Origin of the sequence: Dactylosporangium siamense, from assembly GCF_016862795.1 — a bacterium.
Lineage (GTDB): Bacteria > Actinomycetota > Actinomycetes > Mycobacteriales > Micromonosporaceae > Dactylosporangium > Dactylosporangium siamense.
Genome location: NZ_BONQ01000168.1, coordinates 1 through 17,778 on the forward strand (window position 1 = coordinate 1; position 17,778 = coordinate 17,778).

Consider the following 17,778-nt stretch of genomic DNA (forward strand, 5'->3'; position numbering starts at 1 on the left):
GAAACTCCTGAACGATGTCACCCAAGTCGTCGCTCACTGCCACGCTCCCCTTCTCCGACGGCCCAATCGACCGTCGGAGGGGGAACCTGAGCAAACAGCGGCCACCCGGCGAGAGCGGCCCGGTCCGGCCGGGTTACTGGCGGGCGCTGGTGCGTTTGAGGTCGATGTTCAGGCCCGCGCTCGTGAGGTTCATCGCGACGTTGCCGCAGTTGAGCTTCCGCGGCGGGAGGTTCCGCGCCGAGAGGTTGCGGGTGTAGACGTGCCCGTTGTCGTTGTACAGCAGCTCCGTGCCCTGGGCCCGCGGGTTGCTGTAGATGATCTCGCCGTTCTCGACCCGGTAGGTGTAGCTGATGAATCCGGTGAAGAGGAACTCGTATCGGGAGGATCCCTTGGTGCCGGCCAGGCGGAGGCCGTTGTCGTAGTCGAAGAAGGCCACGCCGTCGTAGCTGTACCGCTGGAACGTGCCGCCGCCGTGGACCGTGACGACGGTGCCGTCGGGGGTCGTGAGGTCCTCGTCGTGCCGTTCCTCGAGCCACACGCCGACGATGCAGGGGTCCCCCGACGGCGACGGACTGGCGCCCGGGCTCGTGCTGTCGCTCGGGCTGGGACCCACGCTCGGGCCGACGGTCGTCTCCGGCGTGCCGGCCGTCGTCACGGGAGCGGCCGTCGGCGCCGCCACGGTGTCGTCGGAGCCGTCGCCGCTGGTGGCCGCGTAGACGATGACGGCGGCGATCATCAGGACCGCCACCACGGCGAAGGCGATGCCGGGAATCAGCAGCGGGTTACGCTGGACCGGAGGGGGCGCCCCGATCCGAAGGCCGCACCGCAGGCACAGTCCCTGCGCGTCGACGCCGGTCGCACCGCATCTCGGACACCGCATGCGGACACGGTACAGTGCGACCCCAAGCCACGACACTCCACAGTGGAGTGAGACCCGGTGCGGTAGCATTCGGCTCAGGTGCGCCGGGAAGTCTGGTCGGCAGGACAGGATGAGTCTGCCCGCTGGAAGGAAACCCGGGATGGCACGTGGCACCGCACGCCGGCTCGACATGCTGCTGGAGTTCCTCCGCCTGGAGACGACCGGTGGCCGGCTGCTCATCCTCGCGACCGGGGTCGCCCTGCTGTGGGCCAACCTGCCCGGCGGCACCTACGAGCAGTTCTGGTCCCTGCGCCTGCCGTCCTCGGCGGTCCTCGACGCGCTGCACCTGGACCTGACCCTCGCGGGCTGGGTCACCGACGGACTGCTGACCGTCTTCTTCTTCGTCGCCGGCCTGGAGGTCAAGCGGGAGCTGACGGTCGGTGAGCTCGCCGGCTGGCGGGTCGCGGCCCTGCCGGTCGTGGCGGCGCTCGGCGGCATGATGGTGCCGGCGGTCGTCGCGATCGCGGTGTCGGGCGGCGCGGCCGCGCACGGCGGGGCGTGGGCGATCCCGGTCGCCACCGACATCGCGTTCGCGCTGGGGGTCCTGGCCCTCGCGGGCTCGACGCTGCCGTCCGGGGTGCGGGTGCTCCTGCTGTCCCTCGCCGTCATCGACGACCTCGGTGCGATCGCGCTCGTCGGGGTGTTGTTCGCGCACGACGTGCGGCTCTGGTGGCTGGCCGGCGGTCTGCTGCTGTGCCTGGGGTACGGGCTGCTGCACCGCCTGCGCTGGACGCCCGCGTGGCTCGTCGTGCCGGTCGCGGTCGGTGCGTGGGTGTGCGTGCAGGGCGGCGGCGTCCACGCCACCGTGACGGGCATCGTGCTGGGGTTGCTGACGCCGGTCCGGACCCGCGGCGGCGAGGACGAGTCCGCCTGCGACCGGCTCCTGCACCGGCTACATCCGTTGTCCGCCGGTGTGGTGGTGCCGATCTTCGCGCTCGCCGCCGCCGGAATCCCCCTCGCCGCGGCCGCCGACGCGATCGGCGACCCGATCGCGCGGGGGGCCGCGGCCGGGCTGCTGCTGGGCAAACCGGTCGGCATCCTGCTCGGCGCGTGGCTGGCGGTGCGGATCCGGCTCGGCGCGCTGCCGCCCGAGGTCGGCTGGGGTGACGTGCTCCCGGTGGCGATGCTCGGCGGGGTCGGCTACACGGTGAGCCTGCTGATCGCCCGCCTGTCGGTGCCCGGCGAGGCCGCCGACGCCGCGGCTGCCGCCGTGCTGGCCGCTTCGGTCGTCGCGGCGGTGCTGGCGACGATCCTGGTCCGGCGGCGGGGCAACGCCCGCGACAAGCTCCGGAAATGGTGAGACCGGCATCCACGGGGGAAGACGCCGGTCTCGTTGAAAACGATAAGGCTCGACGGGACTTTGCGCCAGCCGTGCGCCGAGGCAATCCACCGGAACCGGTTACGGATCTTCGGGCGTGACAGGGGGCGGTATCGTGTCGGTCCGTTGATCCGGACCTTTGGAGACTGATGTCGACGCTGCTCGTCGTCGGGCTCGGCCTGGTCGGGCTGGTGCTGCTGACCCTGGGCGCCGACCAGGTGGTGGTGGGTGCGAGCCGCCTCGCGACGCTGCTGCGGGTCGCGCCGGTCATCGTCGGCGTCGTCGTGATCGGGCTGGGCACCAGCGCCCCGGAGTTCGTGGTGTCCGGCACCGCGGCGGTCCGCGACAACGCGGGCCTGGCGCTGGGCAACCTCGTCGGCTCCAACATCCTCAACGTGACCCTGGTCCTCGGGGTGGTCGCGGTCGTGTCCCCGGTGATGGTGCGCTCGTCCGTGCCGGTCCGGGAGGCGCCGCTGATGGCGGCGGCGGTCGCGGTGTTCGGCGCGTTCGCACTGGTCGGGCTGAAGTTCGCGGCCGGGGTGCTGCTGGCGGTGCTCAGCGTCGGGACGCTCGCGCTGCTGGTGCGGCTGTCCCGGGTCCAGGACGGCGACCCGCTGCCGGACGAGGTCGCCGCGTTCGTGTCGCAGCGGCCGCGCCGCTGGTGGGTCGAGGCGCTGCGGACCGTCGTGGGGCTCGCCGCGACCCTCGGCGGGGCGCAGCTGCTGGTCGACAACGCGGTCACGCTCGCGCACCGGTGGAACGTCAGCGACCAGGTCATCGGCTACACCCTGGTCGCGTTCGGCACGTCGCTGCCGGAGCTGATGACGTCGGTCCAGGCGCAGCGGCGCGGCGAGGGCGACCTGCTGGTCGGCAACCTGTTGGGCAGCAACATCTTCAACAGCCTGATCGGCGGTGCGGTCGTCGGTCTCGCCGCGGGCAGCTCGACGATCGCGCCGTTCGGCTTCGCCGCGGTCACCGCGATGGTGTTCGCCGCGGTCCTGGCCTGGTTGCTGCTGTGGCGGGGCAGCAGGATCACCCGGCCGGAGGCTTGCGTCCTGCTGGCCGCCTACGTGTGCGTCCTGCCCCTGCTGATCTCCGCCAACCCGTGAGTTTCCGGTTCCGCTGACTGGGTACGCGACCTCAATGGGCGACGCGATGGTCCGGACACACCGCTCCGGAGATGTACTTGTGGTGGAAGTGTTGGGCCCGCTGGAAGCGGCCACGGTCGGTGCGCTTCGGTCGGTGGTGCTCGACACCATCGACGTCCAGCGTCCGGCGGTCCTCACCGTCGACCTGCGGCGGGTCCCGTTCATGGATTCGATCGGCATCGGCACCCTGGTCGCGATCAACAACAAGACCCGGGACGTCGGCGGCCGCATGGAGGTGCGCAGCCCGTCACCGTTCGTGCACCGGCTGCTGCAGGTGACCGGGCTGACGGAGCTGTTCGGGCTGCCGGACCTCCCGATCGACGCGCCCGTCTCGGGCGCCGGCGCGATCCTGCCCTTGTAGGTGTCAGTACCGGTCGACGACGACGCCGGACACTCCGGCGGTGTTGTCGATCTCGAACCGGTCGTTCGCGGTGGTGTCCCCGCTCGTGAACGACGCCCCACCGGCCACCCCGTCGTGGCGGGTGCCGTCGAGGGTCACGCTGCCGGCGCCGCCGCCGGCGACGACCCGGACCGGCCGGCCCTGCGGCAGATGGATCCGGAAGGTGCTGGCGCCGCCGCTCATCCGCACCGGGACCGTCCCCTTCGCGGCGGGAAGGCTGAGCTCGATGGCGGAGACGCCCCCGATGTACTCCACACCGCCGATCTCGCGCAGGCCGCGCAGGTCGGCGGTGTTGCTCGTGGCACCGGCGGTGAACCGGACGGTCCAGCGCACGTCGCGGTTGAGCTCGACGGCGACGACGCCCTTGTCGGCCGCGCCGTTGCCGGTGTCGTTGAGCTGGACGCCGACCCGGCCGCCGAGGTCGGCGACGCTGGGGACCATGCGGCCGCCGTCGGGGGTGCGCACCCGATACAGCACGTCGCCCAGGTCCGCGGCGGTCACGGTGACCGCGGTGACGCCGCTGAGCAGGTCCAGCGTCGCCTCGTCGCGACCGGCCACGGCCGCGGTCACGGTGTGTGACGCCCGGTCTCCGTCCTTGTGCCCGGCGCGCCACACGGCGACGGTGACCGCCGCCAGCACGAGGACGGCGAGCAGGATCATGCCGCCGATGAAGAGCACGGTGCGTGGGGGCGGCCCGGCGGCGTGTGCGGGGGCCGTGGCGCGCGGGCGAGCGGTGGTCACCATGTCGATGTGGTCTCCGCGCGCTCATGCATCGAAACGCGTCTCGGCCTGACCGGCCGCCCGGGATTCAAGACCGGGGCCGCCGCCACGGGGGAAGCGGCGGCCCCGGCGTCCTTGGATGCAACGCAATGTACTCCCAACGTGAGCCACTGCACAGCCCCCAATCCGTGCCGTCTTACCAGTGTCGGAGAACCGTCCAATGTAGAACGTCCAGCCGACGTAACCACACAGATTCACACACGTTCGGTGGGCCTCAGCTGAGCGCGGCCGCGCGACGGCCGACCTCGGCCGGGGTCAGCAGCTCGCCGTCGAGGACGACGGCCCAGAAGGCGGTGAGGGGGATCCGCTCGAACAGTGGCGAGCCGAGCCCGTCGAACACCCGCTCCGGCACCAGCTTCAACGACGTGGTGACCACGACCGTGGGGATGCCCTGCGCGAGCTTGAGGGTGCCCTTGATGTTGAGCACCCGGGTGGGGCTGATCGCGTCGGCCCCGGCCAGCCCCGTCACGGGCAGGAGCCCCTCGGTGCCGGGCGCGTCGACGGTGCCGGTGGGCAGCTGCGCTGCGACGGCCTTCACCAGCGCGCTGCTGGGCGCGGTGCGGGCCCAGCCGCCGCGCTGGTGCAGCAGGCGGGTCGCGGTGGCGACGCTCGCCTCGACGTCGCGGTCGAGCTGCTCCCGGATCGCGCGCAGGGCAGGGCCCGGGTCATCGGCGTTGGCCGCACGGGCGATGTGCCACATCGAGGCGTACCCCGGCAGCAGCCCCGGCAACGGCGCCACCACCTGGCGCAGCGTGACGGGATCGTGCACGAATTCCGCCAGGCCGTCGAGGACCTGCCGGGCCACTCCGGTCGCTCCGGAGGTCCTGTCCTGCACTGCCGCGGTGAGTAGCGGCGACAACGTTGGCGCGCTCATGAAAACCGGTCTCCCCTGTCGAAAACGGACAACGACCCCAGATGGACCTCATGTATGAGACAGCCGGGGTCGATCTCCGTCAAGGTACAAACGAGGTAGAACCGGTTGACGCTGCGGGTCTTTACCGACCAGCAATCGGAGCGTAATCCCGTGCGCCGTAACCGATATACACCTGACGCGGACGGCCGATCTTGGTCTCCGGGTCGTTGATCATCTCACGCCACTGGGCGATCCAGCCGGGCAGCCGGCCGAGCGCGAAGAGGACGGTGAACATCGTGGTCGGGAAGCCCATCGCCTTGTAGATGAGGCCCGTGTAGAAGTCGACGTTCGGGTACAGCTTGCGGGAGACGAAGTACTCGTCCGACAGCGCGATCTCCTCGAGCTGCATCGCCAGGTCCAGCAGCGGGTCGGGCTTCGCCATCCGGCCGAGCACCTCCTGCGCGGCCTTCTTCACCAGTGCCGCGCGGGGGTCGTAGTTCTTGTACACACGGTGACCGAAGCCCATGAGGCGGGTGGCGGTGTCCTTCTTGTCCTTGACCCTGCTGACGAACTTGGCGACGTCGCCGCCGTCCTCGCGGATCACCTGGAGCATCTCCAGGACCGCCTGGTTGGCACCGCCGTGCAGCGGGCCGAACAGCGCGTTGACGCCGGCGGACACCGACGCGAACAGGTTCGCCTGGCTGGAGCCGACGAGCCGGACCGTGGACGTCGAGCAGTTCTGCTCGTGGTCCGCGTGCAGCAGCAGGAGCATGTCGAGGACCTTGACCGCGACCGGGTCGATCTCGTACGGGGTCGCCGGGACGCCGAACGTCATGCGCAGGAAGTTCTCGACGTAGCCGAGAGAGTTGTCCGGGTACAGCATCGGCTGCCCGATCGCCTTCTTGTAGGCGTAGGACGCGATGGTCGGTACCTTCGCCATCAGCCGGATCGTGGAGATCTCGACCTGCTCCTGGTCGAACGGGTTGAGGCTGTCCTGGTAGAACGTGGACAGCGCGCTGACCGCGGAGGACAGCACCGCCATCGGGTGGGCGTCGCGCGGGAAGCCGTCGAAGAAGCGGCGCATCTCCTCGTGCAGCAGCGTGTGGTGCTGGATGCGGGAGGTGAAGTCCTCGAGCTGGGCCGGCGTCGGCAGCTCGCCGTGGATGAGCAGGTAGGAGCTCTCCAGGAAGGTCGACCGCTCGGCGAGCTGCTCGATCGGGTAGCCCCGGTATCGCAGGATGCCGGCGTCGCCGTCGATGTACGTGATCGACGATACACAGGAGGCGGTGTTGACGAATCCGGTGTCGAGCGTGACCTGACCGGTGTCCTTGAGCAGTTTGCCGATCTCGAGACCAGCGGGCCCTTCCGTTGCCTTGCGTGCCGGCAGGTCGAGCTCGCCGTCCGGGTAGGTGATCTTGTACTCACTCATCAGCGTCGTTCCCGTCTCGTCCCGCAGTCCGGCTTCTGGCCGCGGCCGCCATTGCCCACGACCGGCGCTTATGGCGCCGACGCGCAGGATTTCAGACGCTCGGGCCGCGCCGCCACGCGGGGCGCTCACGTGCGATATTTCCTACTCGTTACCTCATCCTCGCACCGGAGGAAGTGCGGGACCAACCGCACCTTTCTGGAAACTCTCAAGTTTACCGGGTGACCCCAGTGTCATGTTGCCACTCCTCCGCGGAAGGTGTTCGGCGATCACCCCGGTGCGGCGGCAAATGGGAACATGCGAAGAATCCTGCTGTCCGGCGCCATGCTCGCCGGTACGACGGCCGCGCTCGCCCTCCCTGGCGTGGCCGCGGCCGAGGGCGCCGGCGCGGTCACCCCCGAGACGGTCAAACCGGGCGGGCGCGTCACGTTCAGTACCGTGTGCGCCGACGGGGTGAAGTCCGCGGACGTCGCCGGGACCACGCTCGGACTGGCCGCTCGCATCCCGATGGAGGCCGGCAAGTCGCCCGGCACCTTCTCCGTCTCGGTCGACATCCCGGCGACGATCAGCGCCGGCACCTTCAACGTCAGCATCGACTGCGCGGACGGCAGCTCGTCGCTGGTCAAGCTGGTCGTGTCGCCGTCGGGCGGGATCCCGACCGGCGGCGGTTCCACCGCGCAGGGCCCGAACCGCACGCTCATGGCCGCCGGCGGAGGCCTGCTGCTGGTCGGCGCGGCCGGCGCCCTGGCGCTGCGCCGCCGGTCGGTGTGACGCCGAGGCACCGGCCGCGGCACATGCTCGTCAGGTCCAACGGGACCTGGCGGGGCGGCACCGTGGTCGGCGTCATCACCCTGGCCGTCAGCGGTGTCTCGTTGATCGGCGCCGGCTACGGCACGCCCGCACCGCCGCCGGTCGTGGAGTCCAGCGCCTCCACCGGACTGGGTTCCGCCACGCAGGCTCCCGCCTCGCCGCCGGTCGGGCTCAGCATCGCGGCGATCTCCGTCGACGCGCCGGTCGAGCGGGTCGACGTCGACCGCGACGGCACCCTGATCCCGCCGTCGCTGCGGACGGCCTCCCAGGTCGGCTGGTATGAACGGGGGCCCACCCCCGGCGAGACCGGCAACGCCGTGCTCGTCGGCCACGTCGACACCGCCAACAGCGGACCGGCGGTGTTCTACCTGCTCGGCCGGCTCAAACCCGGCGATCTCGTCACGGTGCGCCGCAGGGACCATTCGACGGTCACGTTCGCCGTCGACGGCGTGCGCCTCTACCCGAAGCAGGCGTTCCCGGCCGACCTGGTCTACGGCCCCGCGGACCGGCCCCAGCTGCGGCTGGTCACCTGCGGCGGCACCTTCGACCGGGCGACCACGACCTACTCCGGCAACACCGTGATCACCGCGACGATGGTGTCCTGGCGAGCCGCTCCAGGGTGACCGAGTGGATCCGGCCGGCCGGCACCGACCGCTCCAGCAGCATGTTGCGCATCACGCCGACGCCGAAGGGGGTGCCGCACAAATAGACGTCGTGGGAGGTCCACTCGGCGAAGTCGACCACCACCTGGGGCAGCGACCCGCTGAGGTACGGGTGCGCCGGCCCCCTCGCCACGACCGCGTGCACGGTGGCGTGCGCGCACTGAGCGGCGTGGGCCCGCAGCGACTCCAGGTCGTACAGGTCCTCACGGGTCGACACGCCCCAGAACAGGTGCACCACCCGCTCGTCCTGGCGGGCCGCCAGCTCGTCGAGCAACGCCTTCACCGGGGCGACGTGCACGTCCTCGGCGACGATGAGGATCGCCCGGCCGTGCTTCTCGATGACGAACTCGCCCTCGGCCCGGTGCAGCCGCACCCGGTCGCCGACCCGGGTGCCGTGCACCAGCGCGCCGGTCGCGTCGTCGCTGGGCATGGCCTGGACGTGCAGCTCCAGGCGGTTGTCGTCGGTCGGCGGGGCGGAGATCCAGCAGGACCGCCACGAGCCCGGCACCATCGGGTGCTCGACGACGGCCCGCTGTCCGGAGCGCGCCGGATACGGCAGGTCCGTCGCCAGGCGCAGCACCGCCACGTCGTCGCGGCGCTGGTCGTGCGCCAGGACGGTGGCCGTCCAGAACGGGATCTGCTCCTGCTGCAACGACTTGGCCTGGCGCAGCCACCCGACGACGAAACGCCAGCCTTCGCGCCACGAGCCGTCGTTGTCGTCGCTCCATTCGCCGCGGTACGTGTCGCGAACGGCCGCCACGAGCGCCTCGCCGAACAGGTCCAGCTGCCGGCTCCGCGGCCCGATCAGCGCGTCGAGCGCCGGGGCCAGCTGGGCGAAGTGCGGCACGACGGCGCTCGGCTGGTCGAAGTGCTCCAGCAGCCAGACGAACCCGCGCTCGGCGGCCGCGGGGTCGGCGGCGATCGCGCTGTGCAGGACGGTGCGCTGCTCCGCCGGCACCTCCGCGAGCCGGGCCACGACGGCCCGCTCCTTCACGGTTTCCCGGAGGCGCTGCTGGAGCTGCGTCAGATAGCCCTGATCGCCGGGTTTCGGCCCGTCCGTGGGACCGTCCTGTGCAAGACTGTCCTTCGGCTGATCTTGCACCCGCCTGGGCCTGGGCGACGCCGCCCGATCGTGCTGCTCGAGCTGGGCCTGCCGCCACGCCCAGAGCACCGTCAACGGCTCGCCACCAGTTCCGACCGGTCCCACGTGTGCCACGGGTCCAGTCTCCCGGGTTCAGCGCGTCAATGTTGCCAATTCCGACATACCTCCGCGTTTTGCCCCTGCTGCTTTTTGTCGTACCGCTTTCGTAGAGTGCGGTGCATGTCGTTGGATTTGCTCGAGCTGCTCCCCGCCGGCTGGCGGGACCTGATGAAGCCGCACCTGGACCTCGAGATCGTGCACAAGCTCGAGGCGTTCGTGGAGGCGGAGTATGCGGCCGGCCCGGTCTATCCCCCGCTGCCGGACCTGTTCACCGCCTTCCGGCTCTGCTCGCCGGAGGCCGCGCGGGTGCTCATCCTCGGCCAGGACCCCTACTTCAAGGAGGGCCAGGCCCACGGGTTGAGCTTCTCGGTGCGCCCCGGCGTGTCGATCCCGCCGTCCCTGCGCAATGTCTACAAGGAGCTTCGCGAGGACCTCGGCGTCACCCCTCCCACCAACGGTGACCTCACCGGCTGGGCGAGCGACGGCGTCCTGCTGCTCAACGCGGTCCTGACCGTCCGCGCCGGCAAGGCCGCCTCCCACGCCAACAAGGGCTGGGAGCACTTCACCGACGCCGCCATCGCCGCCCTCAACGCGATGCCCCGCCGGGTCGTGTTCGTCCTGTGGGGCAGCTATGCCCGCAAGAAGGCCGTCCTGGTCACCAACCCCCAGCACAAGATCGTCGAGGCCGGCCACCCCAGCCCGATGAACCCCGCCGGCTTCCTGGGCTCCAAGCCCTTCAGCCAGACCGACGCCGCGCTCATCGAGGCCGGCCTGCCCCCGGTCCGCTGGGTCTGACCCCACCATGAAGGCCCTCGAGGGACCGCTGTGGCGGGCGCTGCTCGTCTTCCGCATCGCCGCGCTCGGCTATGCGGCGGTGCTGATGATCGGCAACTTCCAGCACTATTACTGGCCCCTCGGCGGCTGGCTGATCCTGTCCGTCATGGCCGCCTGGACGGTGGTGAGCAGCCTGGCCTATGCCCGCCCCGAGCGGCGCGACTGGCCCCTGCTCATCACCGACCTCGCGGTCACGGCCGGCTGCCTGCTCGCCACCCGCTGGATCGTCCAGCCCGACGGTCTCGGCGTCGGCGCACCCACCCTGCCGATGGCGTGGGTGGCCAGCCCCGTCGTGGCCTGGGCCATCTCCGGCGGGCGGCGCCGCGGCGCGATCGCCGCGCTGCTGATGAGCGGCGCCGACGTGGTCGTCCGCGACGGCTTCTCCCAGGCCACCGTCAACGGCCCGGTCCTCATGGTCCTGGCCGGCATCGGCATCGGCCACATCGCCCGGCTCGCCATCGACGCCGAGGCCCGCCTGCAGCGCGCGACCGAGCTCGAGGCCGCCACCCGCGAGCGCGAGCGCCTCGCCCGCGGCATCCACGACTCCGTCCTGCAGGTCCTCGCCCTCCTGCAGCGCCGTGGCGCCGAACTCGGCGGCGAGGCAGCCGAGCTGGGCCGCCTCGCGGGCGAGCAGGAGGCCACCCTGCGCTCCCTGGTCACGTCCAGCGGACCCCCGCCCGCCGCCACGACCCGCCGCCGCACCACGTCCGCGGCGCCCCAGCCACCCGGCCGCCGCTCGTTCCGCCTTCCGGCCAGCCTGTCCCGTTCGCCGTCCACCACCCAGCGCGCCACGCCGGCCGCACGCGCCACCGCCGCAGCCGGCGTGCGCGGAGCGTCCTCCGCCGACCTCGTCGACCTGCGGACCCTGCTCGCCGGCTACAGCGCCATGGGCGTCAGCGTCGCCGCTCCGGCCACCGAGGTCCTGCTGCCGGCCGCGATCGCCGCCGAGGTCGCGGCCGCCGTCGCCGCCGCCGTCGACAACGTCCAGCTGCACGCCGGCCCGGACGCCAGGGCGTGGCTGCTGGTGGAGGAGCTCGACGACACGGTCACCGTCACGATCCGCGACAACGGCCCCGGCATCCCGGACGGCCGCCTCACCGAGGCCGAGCAGGCCGGCCGCCTCGGCCTGGCCCAGTCGATCCGCGGCCGCATCCGCGACCTGGGCGGCACGACCACCATCACCAGCACCCCCACCACGGGCACCGAGATCGAGCTCCAGGTCCCCCGCTGACCCCTCCACCCGCTGGCCGACCCGCAACCCCGATCCGCCCCGCGCCACTCCGCGCCGAGAGTTGGGGATGTGTTCGGAGTTCTTGGTGCGTCGGCGAGGAGCGCTCGGTAGACGACGTCGGAGAGTAGGCGTTTGAGTGCGCGCAGGGATTCGCTGGTGCTGTCTGCGTTGGGAGAGTCGATGGCGTTCTTGGTTGGCTGACCAGACGGGTAGTGGTGCTGTGCCGTTGTGTCGGGCGTAGGCGTGGCGGGAGCGGAACCTGCGGATGTCAGCGGTCTCGCCGAGGATCTTCGCGGCGGTCAGGGTGGCGCATCCGCGGATCGTGAGCAGGGTGGGCGCCAGGCGGTCGACGAGTTCCTCGAGCTCTTGCTCGAGAGCATTGCAAGAGCGGACATGGCCACCGCCGGAGCGGGGCATGCCGTGGTGGAGCGAGTCCGCCGGACACCACGAAGCTAGTCACTGACTGCGGTGGTGTGCGGCCGCGTGCTGGATCGAAGTCGCCCCGTAGCCCGTCCGGACGGCCGGGCCGCGACTTCGAACTGTGCAGGGCCCCAGCGGCATGGCGCGACAAGCGGAACCATTTCCGGGGTCAGGTGCCCTGGGATCCTTCCGGTTGTGGAGAAGTCCGGCGACGACCCCCGCACGTCCGGCTCGCGATCCGGCGTTGCCGAGGACCGGGTCAGCGCCTTCGCCCGTCTGCACTCCGCCGGGAGCGGATCTTTCCCTGGCGATCGAGGTCGCGGGCCGGGGCACCGTGCGGATGTCCGCCAGAAAGCGTGAAGGTGGGGGCGTGTAGACGCCCCGGTGCTGCACGCCTTCACCGAAACTCGGCCGGCTCGTTCGTGATCCAAGGCGCCACCCGACCGCTCGCACACCACCGCAGCGGACACGACCAGTGGATCTCCCCGGCGGCAGGATCGGACCGTGCGATGTGCGGCCGGATCGACCAGCTCGTGGTCCGGGTGCTTGTTTCCCGGTGACCGGCGGGCGGGTGGACACGGGCAGCCGGCGGGGAAACGGACCTATAGGGTGCTGGGTGTGGACGCAGCGGGACGGCTCCGGGTGATGGTGGTCGATGACCACCCGATGTGGCGTGAGGGTGTCGCCCGGGATCTGGCCGAGGCCGGCTATGAGGTCGTCGCCGCTGTCGGTGAAGGAGCGCAGGCGGTCCGGATCGCGGGGTCGGTGCGGCCCGACGTGGTGGTGCTCGACCTGCAGCTGCCCGACCGGTCCGGCGTCGAGGTCATCCAGGGGTTGCTGGCGTCGTGCCCCGAGGTGCGGATCCTGATGCTGTCGGCGAGCGGCGAGCAGCAGGACGTCCTCGACGCGGTCAAGGCCGGTGCCACCGGCTACCTGGTGAAGTCGGCGGCCCGGGAGGAGTTCCTGGCCGCGGTGAGCCGGACGGCCGAGGGGGACGCCGTGTTCACGCCCGGGCTGGCGGGGCTGGTGCTCGGGGAGTTCCGCCGGCTGGCGACGGTGACGCGGGCCGAGGACCCCGACGCGCCGCGGCTGACCGAGCGGGAGACCGAGGTGCTGCGGCTGGTGGCGAAGGGCGTCACCTACAAGGAGATCGCCGAGCGGCTGGTGCTGTCGCATCGCACGGTGCAGAACCACGTGCAGAACACGCTCGGCAAGCTGCAGTTGCACAGCCGGGTCGATCTGGTGCGGTATGCGATCGAGCGCGGGCTGGACGAGTAGTCCACCACCGGGTGGTCGCGCCGGTCCAGTGCCGGATGGTCACACGCCGTAGATGTCGAGCAGGTAGTGGCCCAGGACGGTCTCGGTGCGCAGGTCGAGGACGAGGACCAGGAACACGTTCGGGGTCTCGCAGTTCACCAGGACGTGTTGCAGTTTGCCGAGGGGCATCTGCCAGGCGTAGTTGACGCTGCCTTCGCTGAAGTCGTGGCCGCCGAGGTGCGCCTCGGGGATGGCGTCGAAGTAGGGCCAGAAGTCGAACGGCGGCTCGTCGTCCGGACCGATCTGTATCGGTTCGGGCTCCATCGTCGCCTTGTACTCAGCCTCGGTGAGCAACCGCATCCCGCCAGCATGCCGCGTCGCTCACGGGACAGGAAGATCTCACTACTCAGACGAGGATGAGTAGGGCACCCGATACGCACAATGCCCTTGCGGGATCATCCTGATCGGCATGATGACGTATCCGTGCCCGTTCTGCGGCGGCCAGGCCGACCTGGAGGCCGGCTGTGCCGGCTGCGGTCGGGCGCCGTTCCCGGATGCCGCCGAGGTGGTACGGCTCGGTGTCCGCGCCGACGAGCTCCTCGCCGAGGTCGAGGCGGCCCGCGCGGAGTTCGACGAGGCACGCAGCAGGTACAACGCGGCGGTCCAGCGGCTGAACGCGGTGCGCGCACAGCGCAACATGCTTGCGGCGCGGGTGAGCCAGGTGGTGCAGGCGGCCAAGCGCGCGCTGTCTCCGGCAGCGCTGGCGCCCGCCGCGCCTCAGCAGCCGCCGGCCGGAGCCGTGCCCGCGCCGGGTGGCCGCGGGCCGGTCCTTGCGCCGGGTGGCCGCGGGCCGGTGCTCACGCCGGTGGGGCGGGCCGAGGCCAGTCCCGGGACGGTGCAGAACCTGCTGTTCGTCCTCGGTGGCCTGTTGCTCGGCAGTGCGGCGATCGTGTTCACGGCGGTCGCCTGGGCGAGCTTCGGAGTGCTCGGGCGGGCCGCGATCCTGGCGACGGTCACGCTGATCACCCTCGCGGTGCCGCCGGTCGCGCTCGCGCGGGGTTTGCGGTCCACGGCGGAGACGTTCGCCGCGCTGGGGCTGCTGCTCGTGCTGCTGGACGGATACGCCGCCTGGTACGTCAACCTCGCCGGGCTCGCCGACACGACCCGGCCGAACACGTACGCGGGACTGGTCTTCACGGTCACCGCCGTCGTCGCCGGTGGGTACGCCGTCGCAACCGGCTTGCGGGGGCCTCGCTTCGCGGCCGTCCTCGCGGCCCAGCCGGTGCTGCCGTTGCTCGCCGCCGAACGGTCGTTCGAGGCGACGGGCTGGACGTTCACGTTCGTCGCGATCGCCGCGCTCGACATGCTCCTCGCCCGGACGGTGGAGAAGGCCGCGTGGGTCGGGGCCGGCCTCGCGGTCGCGGCCGCGGGGCTGCAGGGACTGGTCGCGCTGTCCACGGTGGACGGCGTGACCGGAGCGCTCGGCGCGGGCGCCGCGATGCTGTCGCTGGCCGCGGTCATCGTGATCGCCGGTCTCCTGCACCGGGACACGGCGCACGCCGGCGCCGGGGTGGCGGTCGGCATCGTCGCGCTCGTCGCGGTGCGGATCCTCGCGGAGGTCGTGCCGGACCAGCAGGTCGTCGCGTTCGCCTGCGTGCCGGTCCTGGTCGCGCTCGCCGTCATGGTGCTGCCGGACCGGGTCCGAGCCGGCGCCCGGGCCGGAGCGCTGGTGGTCGCCGGTGTGACTGCCCTCCCGTACACCGGCGCCGCCCTGCTCGCCGCCGCCTCCGCCGTCGACTGGGCCCTGCCCGCCTGGAACGGCCCGATGTCCACCATGGACGGACTGTTCTCCTGGCAGGTTCCGGTGGCCCTGCTGCCGGTCGCCGCGGCGTTCTTCGTGCTGACCCGGTTCCGCTGGGTGGTGTGGCCGGCGGTGGTGCTGGTCGCGTTCGCCGTCCCGGGAGCGTTCGACGCGCCGCTGCCGGTCGTGTCCGTCCTGGACTTCGCCGTCCTCGCCGGCCTGTCCGTCGCCGCGCTGCGCCGGTCCGCGCAGCGCGCGACCCCGCCCGCCACCGCGGTCACGACCGGAGACGGTGAGCCGGCCGCCGGAACCATCACGACGACACCGGCGGGCGGCGTGGGACAACCGGCCGCCGCGGGGCTGCCAGGAGTCAACCTGCCGGGCGGGTGGTGGGCGACGGTGGGGCTGCCGGTCGTGGCGACGCACGCCGTCCTCGTCGGGCTGGACACGCCGGCGGCGACGCTGCTCAGCATGGTCGGCCTGGTCGCGGTGTGCGTGCTGCTCGCCGCGAAGAGCGGGACGGTCCAGCTCACGGCGCCCGCGGTCACCGTCGGGCTGGCGGGGCTGCCGCTGCTCGTCACGGCGGCGGTCCGGCTGACCTGGTCCGGCGGCGCGCTGTCGGTGCCGGCGCCGATGTTCGGTGCGGCTGCCGGGCTGGTGCTCGCGACGGTCCTGGTCGCCGTGGCCCGGACCAGATCCGGCGCGTCCGGCACTGCGAGGGCGTCCGGTGCGATGGGGGTGTCCGGTGCTGCGGTGCTGGCGGGCGTGGCGGGGGTGTTCGGCGTGACGCTGGGCGGTCTCGGGGTGACCCTGGCCGCGGTTGTGCTGTCCGCGTCGGACGGCGGGCGCCTGCCGTTCGGGGTGTTCGCGGCCGCGGCTGTGTTGTCGGTCTGGCTCGTCGCGGCCGGGGTCACCCGCCGGTCGGAGCCTGACAACGGCGCTCCTCCCTCGGCAGGACTCGTGCCTGCACGGTTCGTGCCGGCGACGCTGCTCGCGGTCATCCCTGCGGTGGTGGCGGTGGTGGCGGTGGCGCCGGCGGTGTTCGAGACGCTGCTGCGGCCGTACCGGTGGCTCGGCGCCGTCTGGCAGGGTGCGCCGGACGGGGTCGGGCTCGACCCGACGGGGCGCTGGTGGGCCGATGAGGCGCAGGCATTCGGGCCGGGTCCGGCCGCCGTGGCGCTCGGGTTCGTCGCTGTGCTGGCGGTGCTCATCGGGCGGCGCACCCGGACCCTGGTGTGGACCCTCGCGGGGGCACCCGTGACCCTGGCCGTGGTGCTCGGCTGTCTGGCCGCCGAGGCGCCGTGGCCCGTGGTGCCGGCCGTCACGCTCGCCGGTGGGCTGGTCACGGCCCTGTCCGCGGCGCTGGTCGGGCCCGGGTCTCGGGTGCTGCCGGTCAATGTGGGGGCGTTCACGTGCTGGTTCACCGCCGGGGCGGGGTTCGCCGGCTGCCTCGCGACGCGGCCCGCGACGCTGTCCGCCCTGGCGGCGGTCCTCGTGACCGGCGCGGTCGCCGGTGCCGCCGGACGGACCGCGACGGCGCGGGTCCTCGGCTGGCTGGTCGGTGCGGTCAGCGCCGGGTGGCTGGCGTTCGCGGCGGCCCGCGCGGCGGACCTGCCGCTGCGGTGGACCGGATACTGGGTGCTGCTGGCCGCCTTCCTCGTCCTCGCGGCGTCGGTCGTCATCCGCCGGCTCCGGCCGGCTGCAAGCCTCGTGCAGCCGGGCTCCGCGCTGCTTGAGACACCGGGTCAAGGTCCGACCCCGGCATCCAGTCAGGATCCGGCGCAGGCGCACAGCCAAGGTCCGGCGCAGGCGCAGGCGCAGGCGCAGGGACCGGCACAAGCGCAAGGACCGGCACAAGCGCAAGGGCTGGCACAAGCGCACAGCCAAGGTCCGGCGCAGGCGCAGGGTCCGGCGCAAGCCCAGGGGCTGGCACAAGCGCACGGCCAAGGCCTGGCGCAGGCGCAGGGTCCGGCGCAAGCCCAGGGGCTGGCACAAGCGCACGGCCAAGGCCTGGCGCAGGGGCAGGGGCAGTTGCCCGGTGAGGCGCAGGTGCTCGAGGTGGTCGCCCACGCCACCGCTGTGGTGGCGTTCCTGCTCACCAGTGGCGACCTCGCCGCGATGGCCGGAATCAGCAGCCTCTGGGGCGTGGCGCTCGGCCTGCGGGCCCTCACCGGCGGGCCCCGGATCGCGTTCGCCGGGGCGGCGGCCGCCGCGCAGCTGGTCGCGTACTGGCTGGTGCTCGCGTCCAACGAGGTCGCCATGCTGGAGGCGTACACGCTGCCGGCCGGTGCGGTCGCCGCCGCCGTCGGGTGGTACGCGGTCCACCGCCACCCGGCCGGTCAGGAGCCGCTCGGCAGCTGGGTGGCCTACGGGCCCGCGCTGTTCGCCGCGTTCGGGCCCAGCCTCGGGTCGGTGCTGGTGAGCGAGGGCGAGCCGACCCGGCGGTTGCTGCTCGGCGTCGGTGCGCTCGCCGTCGTCGTCCTGGGGGCGGTGCGGCGGCTGCAGGCCCCGGCCGTCGCCGGCGGCGTGGTCCTGGTGGTCATCGCGTTGCACGAGATCGCCGTGTACTGGGACCTGCTGCCGAGGTGGGCGCCCCTCGCGGTGGCCGGCCTGGTGCTGGTCGCCCTGGCCACCACCTACGAGCGGCGCATCCGCGACGTCCGCCGCCTCCGGGCAGCGGTCACCCGCATGCACTGAACCGCCCCGCGCAAAACGCGG

General features: G+C 72.3%; 15 protein-coding genes and 1 pseudogene. 9 read left to right on the forward strand and 7 right to left on the reverse strand.

The window, feature by feature from the left end:
- Positions 1–133: 133 nt before the first annotated feature.
- The gene (locus tag Dsi01nite_RS50455; RefSeq protein ID WP_203853650.1) at positions 134–880 is read right to left on the reverse strand and encodes a hypothetical protein; all 747 of its coding nucleotides are present in this window, start codon (positions 878–880) and stop codon (positions 134–136) included.
- A 139-nt stretch (positions 881–1,019) separates the two neighbouring features.
- Here Dsi01nite_RS50455 and nhaA point away from each other — a divergent pair, with 139 nt between their 5' ends.
- The 3 genes from nhaA (at position 1,020) to Dsi01nite_RS50470 (ending at position 3,746) form a co-directional block, all read left to right on the forward strand.
- On the forward strand, positions 1,020–2,219 hold the full coding sequence (gene nhaA, locus Dsi01nite_RS50460; RefSeq protein WP_203853651.1) for a Na+/H+ antiporter NhaA: 1,200 nt from the start codon (positions 1,020–1,022) through the stop codon (positions 2,217–2,219).
- A 167-nt stretch (positions 2,220–2,386) separates the two neighbouring features.
- A complete protein-coding gene (locus tag Dsi01nite_RS50465; RefSeq protein WP_203853652.1) occupies positions 2,387–3,346 on the forward strand; it encodes a calcium/sodium antiporter in 960 nt (319 codons plus the stop codon).
- A 46-nt stretch (positions 3,347–3,392) separates the two neighbouring features.
- Positions 3,393–3,746 carry an STAS domain-containing protein gene (locus Dsi01nite_RS50470; protein WP_275423494.1) on the forward strand — a complete coding sequence of 118 codons (354 nt, stop codon included), beginning with the start codon at positions 3,393–3,395 and terminating at the stop codon, positions 3,744–3,746.
- Between the two features lie 3 nt (positions 3,747–3,749).
- Here the strand turns inward: Dsi01nite_RS50470 and Dsi01nite_RS50475 are convergent, their stop codons facing one another.
- From Dsi01nite_RS50475 to Dsi01nite_RS50485, 3 genes are all read right to left on the reverse strand, one after another.
- Positions 3,750–4,529, reverse strand: a complete 780-nt coding sequence (locus Dsi01nite_RS50475) for a hypothetical protein (protein ID WP_203853654.1) — start codon at positions 4,527–4,529, stop codon at positions 3,750–3,752.
- A gap of 250 nt (positions 4,530–4,779) precedes the next feature.
- Positions 4,780–5,439, reverse strand: coding sequence for a hypothetical protein (locus Dsi01nite_RS50480; protein ID WP_203853655.1), 660 nt, complete (start codon positions 5,437–5,439; stop codon positions 4,780–4,782).
- A 121-nt stretch (positions 5,440–5,560) separates the two neighbouring features.
- Positions 5,561–6,847 (reverse strand): citrate synthase, encoded by a 1,287-nt coding sequence (locus Dsi01nite_RS50485; protein WP_203853656.1) that lies wholly within the window; start codon positions 6,845–6,847, stop codon positions 5,561–5,563.
- 294 nt (positions 6,848–7,141) lie between these two features.
- Here Dsi01nite_RS50485 and Dsi01nite_RS50490 point away from each other — a divergent pair, with 294 nt between their 5' ends.
- Both Dsi01nite_RS50490 and Dsi01nite_RS50495 read left to right on the forward strand, forming a co-directional pair.
- The gene (locus Dsi01nite_RS50490; RefSeq protein ID WP_203853657.1) at positions 7,142–7,615 is read left to right on the forward strand and encodes a GVDTG sorting domain-containing protein; all 474 of its coding nucleotides are present in this window, start codon (positions 7,142–7,144) and stop codon (positions 7,613–7,615) included.
- A 23-nt stretch (positions 7,616–7,638) separates the two neighbouring features.
- Entirely contained in the window at positions 7,639–8,277 is a 639-nt protein-coding gene (locus tag Dsi01nite_RS50495; protein WP_203853658.1) for a class F sortase, read from the forward strand.
- Here Dsi01nite_RS50495 and Dsi01nite_RS50500 read toward each other — a convergent pair.
- Positions 8,237–9,532 (reverse strand): hypothetical protein, encoded by a 1,296-nt coding sequence (locus Dsi01nite_RS50500; RefSeq protein ID WP_203853659.1) that lies wholly within the window; start codon positions 9,530–9,532, stop codon positions 8,237–8,239. The two genes, Dsi01nite_RS50495 and Dsi01nite_RS50500, sit on opposite strands and share 41 nt — an antisense overlap.
- A gap of 105 nt (positions 9,533–9,637) precedes the next feature.
- Here Dsi01nite_RS50500 and ung point away from each other — a divergent pair, with 105 nt between their 5' ends.
- Together ung and macS are read left to right on the forward strand one after the other, a co-directional pair.
- Positions 9,638–10,312 carry a uracil-DNA glycosylase gene (gene ung, locus Dsi01nite_RS50505; protein WP_203853660.1) on the forward strand — a complete coding sequence of 225 codons (675 nt, stop codon included), beginning with the start codon at positions 9,638–9,640 and terminating at the stop codon, positions 10,310–10,312.
- Positions 10,313–10,319: 7 nt separating this feature from the next.
- On the forward strand, positions 10,320–11,582 hold the full coding sequence (gene macS, locus Dsi01nite_RS50510; RefSeq protein WP_239136995.1) for a MacS family sensor histidine kinase: 1,263 nt from the start codon (positions 10,320–10,322) through the stop codon (positions 11,580–11,582).
- A gap of 177 nt (positions 11,583–11,759) precedes the next feature.
- On the opposite strand, the pseudogene Dsi01nite_RS59055 reads toward macS, so the two are convergent.
- Positions 11,760–11,999: pseudogene (locus Dsi01nite_RS59055) on the reverse strand (transposase); the annotation flags it as partial.
- A 648-nt stretch (positions 12,000–12,647) separates the two neighbouring features.
- Here Dsi01nite_RS59055 and Dsi01nite_RS50520 point away from each other — a divergent pair.
- Entirely contained in the window at positions 12,648–13,280 is a 633-nt protein-coding gene (locus Dsi01nite_RS50520) for a response regulator (RefSeq protein WP_203853701.1), read from the forward strand.
- A 39-nt stretch (positions 13,281–13,319) separates the two neighbouring features.
- Here the strand turns inward: Dsi01nite_RS50520 and Dsi01nite_RS50525 are convergent, their stop codons facing one another.
- Positions 13,320–13,619, reverse strand: a complete 300-nt coding sequence (locus tag Dsi01nite_RS50525; protein WP_203853661.1) for a hypothetical protein — start codon at positions 13,617–13,619, stop codon at positions 13,320–13,322.
- A 109-nt stretch (positions 13,620–13,728) separates the two neighbouring features.
- Here Dsi01nite_RS50525 and Dsi01nite_RS50530 point away from each other — a divergent pair, with 109 nt between their 5' ends.
- The gene (locus tag Dsi01nite_RS50530) at positions 13,729–17,757 is read left to right on the forward strand and encodes an SCO7613 C-terminal domain-containing membrane protein (RefSeq protein WP_203853662.1); all 4,029 of its coding nucleotides are present in this window, start codon (positions 13,729–13,731) and stop codon (positions 17,755–17,757) included.
- The last annotated feature ends 21 nt before the right edge of the window (positions 17,758–17,778 follow it).

Excerpts from the sequence above, each read along its gene's own strand:
- Dsi01nite_RS50455 (WP_203853650.1), bottom strand. The coding sequence starts at position 880 with ATGCGGTGTCCGAGATGCGGTGCGACCGGCGTCGACGCGCAGGGACTG.
- nhaA (WP_203853651.1), top strand. The coding sequence starts at position 1,020 with ATGGCACGTGGCACCGCACGCCGGCTCGACATGCTGCTGGAGTTCCTC.
- Dsi01nite_RS50465 (WP_203853652.1), top strand. The coding sequence starts at position 2,387 with ATGTCGACGCTGCTCGTCGTCGGGCTCGGCCTGGTCGGGCTGGTGCTG.
- Dsi01nite_RS50470 (WP_275423494.1), top strand. The coding sequence starts at position 3,393 with ATGGTCCGGACACACCGCTCCGGAGATGTACTTGTGGTGGAAGTGTTG.
- Dsi01nite_RS50475 (WP_203853654.1), bottom strand. The coding sequence starts at position 4,529 with ATGGTGACCACCGCTCGCCCGCGCGCCACGGCCCCCGCACACGCCGCC.
- Dsi01nite_RS50480 (WP_203853655.1), bottom strand. The coding sequence starts at position 5,439 with ATGAGCGCGCCAACGTTGTCGCCGCTACTCACCGCGGCAGTGCAGGAC.
- Dsi01nite_RS50485 (WP_203853656.1), bottom strand. The coding sequence starts at position 6,847 with ATGAGTGAGTACAAGATCACCTACCCGGACGGCGAGCTCGACCTGCCG.
- Dsi01nite_RS50490 (WP_203853657.1), top strand. The coding sequence starts at position 7,142 with ATGCGAAGAATCCTGCTGTCCGGCGCCATGCTCGCCGGTACGACGGCC.
- Dsi01nite_RS50495 (WP_203853658.1), top strand. The coding sequence starts at position 7,639 with ATGCTCGTCAGGTCCAACGGGACCTGGCGGGGCGGCACCGTGGTCGGC.
- ung (WP_203853660.1), top strand. The coding sequence starts at position 9,638 with ATGTCGTTGGATTTGCTCGAGCTGCTCCCCGCCGGCTGGCGGGACCTG.
- macS (WP_239136995.1), top strand. The coding sequence starts at position 10,320 with ATGAAGGCCCTCGAGGGACCGCTGTGGCGGGCGCTGCTCGTCTTCCGC.
- Dsi01nite_RS50520 (WP_203853701.1), top strand. The coding sequence starts at position 12,648 with ATGGTGGTCGATGACCACCCGATGTGGCGTGAGGGTGTCGCCCGGGAT.
- Dsi01nite_RS50525 (WP_203853661.1), bottom strand. The coding sequence starts at position 13,619 with ATGCGGTTGCTCACCGAGGCTGAGTACAAGGCGACGATGGAGCCCGAA.
- Dsi01nite_RS50530 (WP_203853662.1), top strand. The coding sequence starts at position 13,729 with ATGATGACGTATCCGTGCCCGTTCTGCGGCGGCCAGGCCGACCTGGAG.